The organism is Mycobacterium talmoniae, from assembly GCF_001854525.1.
Lineage (GTDB): Bacteria > Actinomycetota > Actinomycetes > Mycobacteriales > Mycobacteriaceae > Mycobacterium > Mycobacterium talmoniae.
Window position 1 is genome coordinate 1 of sequence record NZ_MLQM01000219.1, and the last position, 7,570, is coordinate 7,570.

General features: G+C 70.1%; 7 protein-coding genes. 1 reads left to right on the top strand and 6 read right to left on the bottom strand.

All coding sequences use genetic code 11. The features are described 5' to 3' along the window. From BKN37_RS29610 to BKN37_RS24600, 4 genes are all read right to left on the bottom strand, one after another. A partial coding sequence (locus tag BKN37_RS29610) for an Mtp family mycobacterial-type pilin (protein ID WP_479724565.1) occupies nucleotides 1-211 on the bottom strand: 211 nt, incomplete at its 3' end. Nucleotides 212-310: 99 nt separating this feature from the next. Beyond that, nucleotides 311-1,105 carry an Fpg/Nei family DNA glycosylase gene (locus tag BKN37_RS24590; RefSeq protein ID WP_071029582.1) on the bottom strand — a complete coding sequence of 265 codons (795 nt, stop codon included), beginning with the start codon at nucleotides 1,103-1,105 and terminating at the stop codon, nucleotides 311-313. Between the two features lie 2 nt (nucleotides 1,106-1,107). After that, the gene (locus tag BKN37_RS24595) at nucleotides 1,108-1,587 is read right to left on the bottom strand and encodes a ribose-5-phosphate isomerase (RefSeq protein ID WP_071029584.1); all 480 of its coding nucleotides are present in this window, start codon (nucleotides 1,585-1,587) and stop codon (nucleotides 1,108-1,110) included. A 106-nt stretch (nucleotides 1,588-1,693) separates the two neighbouring features. Continuing rightward, nucleotides 1,694-2,302, bottom strand: coding sequence for a DsbA family oxidoreductase (locus BKN37_RS24600; protein WP_071029586.1), 609 nt, complete (start codon nucleotides 2,300-2,302; stop codon nucleotides 1,694-1,696). A 185-nt stretch (nucleotides 2,303-2,487) separates the two neighbouring features. Here BKN37_RS24600 and pepN point away from each other — a divergent pair, with 185 nt between their 5' ends. Continuing rightward, entirely contained in the window at nucleotides 2,488-5,055 is a 2,568-nt protein-coding gene (gene pepN / locus BKN37_RS24605) for an aminopeptidase N (protein ID WP_071029588.1), read from the top strand. A gap of 96 nt (nucleotides 5,056-5,151) precedes the next feature. Here the strand turns inward: pepN and BKN37_RS24610 are convergent, their stop codons facing one another. Further along, on the bottom strand, nucleotides 5,152-6,354 hold the full coding sequence (locus BKN37_RS24610) for an RtcB family protein (RefSeq protein WP_071029590.1): 1,203 nt from the start codon (nucleotides 6,352-6,354) through the stop codon (nucleotides 5,152-5,154). Between the two features lie 236 nt (nucleotides 6,355-6,590). After that, entirely contained in the window at nucleotides 6,591-7,388 is a 798-nt protein-coding gene (locus BKN37_RS24615; protein ID WP_071029592.1) for a hypothetical protein, read from the bottom strand. Nucleotides 7,389-7,570: the final 182 nt, after the last annotated feature.

A 7,570-nucleotide genomic window follows, 5' to 3' on the forward strand; every position in this document is an offset into this window, starting at 1 on the left:
GTCCCCAGCCGGGACCGCCCGGGCGGAAGTTGTCGTGGCAGCCGTGCCAGTCCCAGTTTTCGCCCCAGCCCGGGTCCCAGAATTCGCCCGGGCACCAGGTGGGCCGCGGTGCGGGTTGGGCCTGCGCGGCGACGGCCGCGCCCAGGCCGGCCATCCCCACACCGGCGCTGACGGCTAGAGCTCCTATCGCGATACGTCCAATCGTTTTCACCGCTCCGTTATAGGCAGCAACCGCGCCGAGAAGCCATCTGAACCAGCTTTGAATACTTAAGCATCCGCTGGAAGGTTCCTGTCAAAGCGCAGACCCGCTTCAGTTCTGGCAGGTCGGGCACCAGAACACGTTGCGGCCCTCCAGCACGGCGGTGCGCACCGCCGTGCCGCACACCCGGCACGGTTCACCCGCCCGCCGGTACACGTAGGTGCGGGGTTTGCCCGGCGCATAGGCCGGCGGCCCGTGGTCGTGTTCGGGGCGCACGACCACAATCTTCCCGCGCCGCAAGCCGATTCGCATCAACTGCACCAGATCGGCCCAGGCGGCGTCGAATTCGGATTCGTCCAGGGTCTTGCCCGGCCGAAACGGGTGGATGCCGTGGCGGAACAGCAGCTCGCTGCGGTACACGTTGCCGACCCCGGCGATCACCGCCTGATCCATGACCAGCGCGCCGATGGCGCGCTGCGACTTGGTGATTCGCTTCCAGGCCAGCGTCGGGTCGGCGTCGCGGCGCAGCGGGTCCGGTCCGAGCCGGGCCAGCACGTCGGCGGCGGCCAACTCGTCGATCACCTCGCAGGCCGTCGGGCCGCGCAGGTCGGTGCCGTAGTCGGCGCCGACCATCCGCATCCGGACCAGCCCCACCGGCGCCGGCATCGGCACCGGGTGTTCGGTGAAGGTGCCGTACAGCCCGAGGTGGATGTGCACGATCGCCCCGTGGGCGTAGTGGTGGAACAGGTGCTTGCCCCACACGCTGGTGCGGGTCAGCCGCTGGCCGTTCACCTGGGCCGCACCGGCGGCGAAGCGGCCCTGCGGGCTGGTGACCGTCACCGGGGCGCCGGCGAACCGGCGCTGGTGCAGCCGGGCCAGCCGGTGCAGGGTATGCCCTTCGGGCATGGCTAGCCGGCCGGGTCGGGCACCGCCGGCGGCTGGCCGGTGCGCTCGTAGTCGGCCAGGATGTCGATGCGCCGCTGGTGGCGCGGCGCCTGCGACCACGCGGTGCCCAGGAACGCGTCGACGATGGCCAGCGCCTCGGCCACCGAGTGCATCCGCGCGCCGATGCCGATGACCTGGGCGTTGTTGTGCTCCCGGGCCAGCGACGCGGTCTCGGTGCTCCACGCCAGGGCGCAGCGGATACCGGGCACCTTGTTGGCCGCGATCTGTTCGCCGTTGCCCGAGCCGCCGATCACGATGCCGAGGCTGTCCGGGTCGGCCAGGGTGCGCGACGCGGCGGCGATGCAGAACGCCGGGTAGTCGTCGTCGGCGTCGTAGTGGAACGCCCCGCAGTCCACCGGGTCGTGGCCGGCCTTGGTCAGGTGGTCGATGACCTGCTGCTTGAGTTCGTAGCCGGCGTGGTCTGCCCCGAGATAGACGCGCATGGCGCACACCCTACTGGGGCGCCCCACCTGGCCGCGAGCGTGCGTGTCCCCGGCCGACACACCGGGCAAATCTCCGGTTCTGCGCACGCTCGCGGCGCGGGGGCGCTCAGTCGAATTGCGGCGGCTCGGTGCGGGTCCGCTTGAGCTCGAAGAAGTGCGGGTAGGACGCGAACGTCACCGAGGCGTCCCACAGCTGGCCGGCCTGCTCACCGCGCGGAATCTTGGACAGCACCGGCCCGAAGAACGCCACCCCGTTGACGTGGATGGTGGGGGTGCCGACGTCGTCGCCGACCGCGTCCATCCCGGCGTGATGGCTGGCGCGCAGCGCCTCGTCGTAGGTGTCGGTGTCGGCAGCCTGCGCCAACTCGGCGGGCAGACCCACCTCGGCCAACGACTGCTTGATGACCTCGGGCAGGTCCTTGTTGCCCTCGTTGTGGATGCGGGTGCCCATCGCGGTGTACAGCGGGGCCAGCACCTCGGGGCCTTTGGCCTGCTCGGCGGCGATCGCCACCCGCACCGGGCCGAACGCGTGCTTGAGCCGCTCGCGGTATTCCTCGGAGATGTCCCGGCCCTCGTTGAGCACCGCCAGGCTCATCACGTGGAAGTTCACCTCGATGTCGCGGACCTTTTCGACCTCCAGGATCCAGCGTGAGGTGATCCAGCACCACGGGCACAGCGGGTCGAACCAGAAATCGGCTCGGGATTTCTCGGGCATGCACGGTCCTCTCGTCGAAGGCGATCGTCCTGCACAACCGTAGCCGCGGCGCGGCTGTTCCCGGCTGCTGAAATCGACGTCCAGATTGACCTATAGCCCCGAAAACCGGGGGGTCGCGCCGCTGGGCCGTCGATTTCAGCGGCCGAGGGCCGCGGGGATCGCCTCGCGCCCACTAAGTTGGACGCGTGGCACTTCCCAACCTCACCCGAGACCAAGCCGTTGAGCGCGCCGCGCTGGTGACCGTGGACAACTACCGGATCGCGTTGGACCTCACCACCGGCGAACACACCTTCCGCTGCACCACCACGGTGACGTTCGATGCGCTGCCCGGCGCCGACACCGTCATCGACCTGGCCGCCGACACCGTGCGCAGCGCCACCCTCAACGGGCGGCCCCTCGACGTCTCCGGCTACGACGAGTCCACCGGCCTCGCGCTGACCGGGCTGGCCGAACACAACGTCGTGCAGATCGACGCCGATCACCGCTACTCCAACACCGGGGAGGGCCTGCACCGCTTCGTCGACCCGGTCGACGACGAGGTGTACCTGTACTCCCAGTTCGAAACCGCCGACGCCAAGCGGATGTTCGCCTGCTTCGACCAGCCCGACCTCAAGGCCACCTTCGACATCACCGTCACCGCGCCGCCGCATTGGCAGGTGGTCTCCAACGGCGCCACCGTCAGCGCCGAGGACGGGGTGCACACCTTTGCCACCACCCCGAAGATGAGCACCTACCTGGTGGCGCTGATCGCCGGACCCTACGCGCGCTGGGACGATGTCTACCGCGACGAGCACGGCGACATCGCGTTGGGCCTGTTCTGCCGGGCCTCGCTGGCCCAGCACATGGACGCCGAGCGGCTGTTCACCGAGACCAAGCAGGGATTCGGCTTCTACCACAAGCACTTTGGCACCCCGTACGTGTTCGGCAAGTACGACCAGCTGTTCGTGCCGGAGTTCAACGCCGGCGCGATGGAGAACGCCGGCGCGGTGACGTTCCTGGAGGACTACGTCTTCCGCAGCAAGGTCACCCGTGCGTCCTACGAGCGGCGCGCCGAAACGGTGCTGCACGAGATGGCGCACATGTGGTTCGGCGACCTGGTCACCATGCGGTGGTGGGATGACCTGTGGCTCAACGAATCGTTCGCCACCTTCGCCTCGGTGCTGTGCCAAAGCGAGGCCACCGAATACACCCAGGCCTGGACGACGTTCGCCAACGCGGAGAAATCCTGGGCGTATCGCCAAGACCAGCTGCCCTCGACCCATCCGATCGCCGCCGACATCCCCGACCTGGCCGCCGTCGAGGTCAACTTCGACGGCATCACCTACGCCAAGGGCGCCAGCGTGCTCAAACAGCTGGTCGCCTACGTCGGGTTGGAGCACTTCCTGGCCGGGCTGCGGGACTACTTCGCCGCGCACGCGTTCGACAACGCCACCTTCGACGACCTGCTGGCCGCGCTGGAGAAGGCGTCGGGCCGCGATCTGTCCGGGTGGGGTCAGCAGTGGCTCAAGACCACCGGGCTGAACACGCTGCGCGCCGACTTCGACGTCGACGACGACGGACGCTTCACCCGGTTCGCGGTCGCCCAGAGCGGGGCCGCGCCGGGCGCCGGGGAAACCCGGGTGCACCGGCTGGCCGTCGGCGTCTACGACGACGACCCGGCCGGCTCGGGCCGGCTGGTGCGGGTACACCGCGAGGAACTCGACGTCGACGGCCCGAGCACCGAAGTGCCTGCGCTGGCGGGAGTTTCGCGCGGCAAGCTGATCCTGGTCAACGACGACGACCTGACCTACTGCGCGCTGCGGCTGGACCCCGCGTCGCTGGCCACCGCGCTGGAGCGCATCGCGGACATCGCCGAACCGCTGCCCCGCACCCTGGTGTGGTCGGCGGCCTGGGAGATGACCCGGGAGGCCGAGCTGAAAGCGCGCGACTTCGTGGCGCTGGTGTCCGGGGGGGTGCAGGCCGAAACCGAGGTCGGGGTGGCGCAGCGGCTGCTGCTGCAGGCCCAGACCGCGTTGGGGTCCTACGCCGAGCCGGGCTGGGCGGCCGCGCAGGGCTGGCCGGCGTTCGCCGACCGGCTGCTGGAGTTGGCCCGCGGCGCCGACCCGGGATCGGATCACCAGTTGGCGTTCGTCAACGCGCTGTGCACCTCGGTGCTGTCCGCGCCGCACACCGCGGTGCTGGCGGCGCTGCTCGACGCCGACCCGGCCGGCCAGGGGCTGGCCGGGTTGACGGTCGACACCGACCTGCGGTGGCGCATCGTCACCGCGCTGGCGAGATCCGGTGCCGTCGACGCCGACGGGTCGGCCACCCCGTTCATCGACGCCGAGGCGCAGCGCGACCCCACCGCGGCCGGTCGCCGCAACGCCGCGCAGGCCGCCGCGGCCCGCCCGCAGGCCGCGGTCAAGGAGCGGGCCTGGCAGCAGGTGATCGAGGACGACACGCTGCCCAATATCACCGGGCGCTCGATCATCGCCGGCATCGTGCAGCCCGGCCAGGGTGAGCTGCTGCAGCCGTTCACCGCGCGTTACTTCGCGGCGATCCCCGGGGTGTGGGAGCGCCGGTCCAGCGAGGTCGCGCAGACCGTGGTCGTCGGGCTGTACCCGGGCTGGGACATCAGCGACGACGGGATCGCCGCCGCCGACGCCTTCCTGGCCGACCCCGAGGTGCCGTCGGCGTTGCGCCGGCTGGTGTCAGAGGGCCGCGCCGGGGTGGAGCGCTCCCTGCGCGCCCGCGCCTTCGACGCCGGCATCTAAGCGCGGGTCGCCTTTTGCGCGAGCGTGCGTGTCCCCGGTCGACACGCCGGGCAAATCACCGGGTTTACGCACGCTCGCGCACGACGGGCCGCCCCGTCACTCCCCCTTGACGTTGAGCACCTGGCGCAGCACCGCGACGATCTCGACCAGATCCGCCGCGTCGGCGATGACGCGCTCCACATCCTTGTAGGCGTCGGGGATCTCGTCGACGAGCTTGGCGGCGCGGGCGCGACTGTATTCGATCCCCGCCATCCGGTCCGCGAGGTCGTCCACGGTGAACAGCTGCCGGGCCTTGTGCCGGCTGTAGCGGCGCCCGGCGCCATGCGGCGCCGAACACAGTCCCGACCGGTTGCCCTTGCCGCGCACGACGTAGGACCGGGTGCCCATGCTGCCGGGGATCAAACCCATCACGCCGTCGTGGGCGTCGATCGCGCCCTTGCGGGTCAACCACACCTCGCGGCCGAAATGCTCCTCGCGGCGGGTGTAGTTGTGGTGGCACAGCACCCGCTCGACTTCGATGCCCTCGGCGTCGTCGTGCGGGTCCAGGCCCATCCAATGGGTGAACGCCCGACGGAACCGGTCCATCATCTCCGACCGGTTCTCCAGCGCGAACGCCTGCGCCCACGCCAAATCCCGCAGGTACTGCGTGAACTCGGGTGTGCCTTGCGGCAGGTAGGCGAGGTCCTCGTTGGGCAGCTCGATCCACCACCGCTTCATCAGCTTCTGCGCAATCGTGATGTGGCGGTTGGCGATCCGGTTCCCGACGCCGCGGCTCCCGGAGTGCAAGAACAGCCACACCCGGTCACGGTCGTCGATGCACAGCTCGATGAAGTGGTTGCCGCCACCGAGCGAACCCAGCTGCAGCCGCCAGTTCTTCGCGTGCGCGTCGGGGTCGACGTTGCTGCTGTCGGCCAACGCCTCCAGGGCCTCGACCCGCGGCCGGGTGAACGGGAAGCGGTCGTAGCTGCGGTTGTAGCCGCCCTTGGACATCGGGATCGCGGAGTCGAGCGACGCGTGCAGCGCCGCCAGGTCACGCCCGGCGATGTCGTCGGCGGTGAACCGGGTGCGGATAGCGCCCATACCGCAACCGATGTCGACGCCGACCGCGGCGGGGATCACCGCGTCGACGGTGGGGATGACCGTGCCGACCGAGGAGCCCTTGCCGAAGTGCGCGTCGGGCATCAGCGCGACGTGCGGATGCACAAACGGCATCGACGCGGTCGCCTTGGCCTGCTCCAGGGTCAGCTCGTCGACCTCGGTGGCGAAGCTCAGCAGCTTGCCGCCGATCTTGGCGGGCACGGCGGGCGCGCCCTCTGGCCTGGTGCTCACGGTCGTCTCTTTCTCGGGTGGGTTATGGTCGTTTGACCAGTTGCTATCAGCTAAGCAGGCTTTCGGCACCCCACCAACCGAATTTTCGGCGGTTCCCCTTTGCCGCGAGCGTGCGTGTCCCCGGTCGACACGCCGAGCAAATTCCCGGATCTGCGCACGCTCGCGCGGCCACGGAGCCCGGCGCCCGGCGCCCGCGCCCCGCCGCATCACCGGTACCCGCCGTCGCCGAGGCCGGCGTCGCACTCAAAACGGTTCGCCCCACCGAACATTCGCGCCCGCGCCTCGGCTGCCAGGTAGCCGGCGCTCATCCGCAACGGACCCAGCGCGGCCCACTGCCGGCAGTGCCGCTCCTCATGGTGCAGCAGCCGATCCAGGTCGAGGCGCCCGGGATAGGGGCGGCCGTCGCCGCCTTGGTACCAGGCGACCCCGGATTCGACGACGTCGCGCAGCCGCGCGGCGGGATCGGCGCCGGGGCCGATGTTGAGCAGGAAGACGTCGCCCCAGGTGGTGCCGCCCCGTCGACTGAACAGACCGCCGCCGACGCCCATCAGGATGCCGTTGGGGGTGGCGACCAGGCTCACCCCGGTGCGGGCGATGACCCGGTAGCTCCAGCGGTTGGCCCGCTGCCGGTCGATGATCCGCTGCGCCTCACTCACCGCATACGGCGTCTCGGGGAAGTCGGTGCACCCACCCCGACCCGCCTTGGCGTACCCGGTGCCGGCGTTGAGCAGGTAGGTCAGCCACACCGCGCGGCGCGCGTCGGCGCCGCTGGTGCCCGGCGGGATCAGGAAGAACGACTTGCCGTCGGGGTCGGTGACGACGGCCATGTCCTCCAGGACGGCGAAGCTGTCCGGGGCCAGGCGGTGCCGTCGAGCGATGTCCAAGACGACATCGGGGGCGACGCCGCGCCGCTCGGCATTGGCCAACCAGCTGCCGTAGTGCCCGCGTGGGCCTGGACCGTGGAGCAGACCCGCGTCGCGCAGCGCCCGTTGATGTGCGCTCATCGCTGCCCGGCCGACGCGCTACCCGGCGCGACCGTGCGTAAACCCGGAAGTCATCCCGGCGTAGTAAGAGGGCTATGTCGATAAATGTTGATCAAAAAGACGTCCTCCTGGTGTCGTTGACGGGCTTGGTATCCCAATACACCGAGGAGGACGTCATGGTTGAGGATAGTGGTCTGTCGCGT

Coding starts and splice junctions, on each gene's coding strand:
- BKN37_RS24590 (WP_071029582.1), bottom strand. CDS start 1,105: ATGCCCGAAGGGCATACCCTGCACCGGCTGGCCCGGCTGCACCAGCGC.
- BKN37_RS24595 (WP_071029584.1), bottom strand. CDS start 1,587: ATGCGCGTCTATCTCGGGGCAGACCACGCCGGCTACGAACTCAAGCAG.
- BKN37_RS24600 (WP_071029586.1), bottom strand. CDS start 2,302: ATGCCCGAGAAATCCCGAGCCGATTTCTGGTTCGACCCGCTGTGCCCG.
- BKN37_RS24615 (WP_071029592.1), bottom strand. CDS start 7,388: ATGAGCGCACATCAACGGGCGCTGCGCGACGCGGGTCTGCTCCACGGT.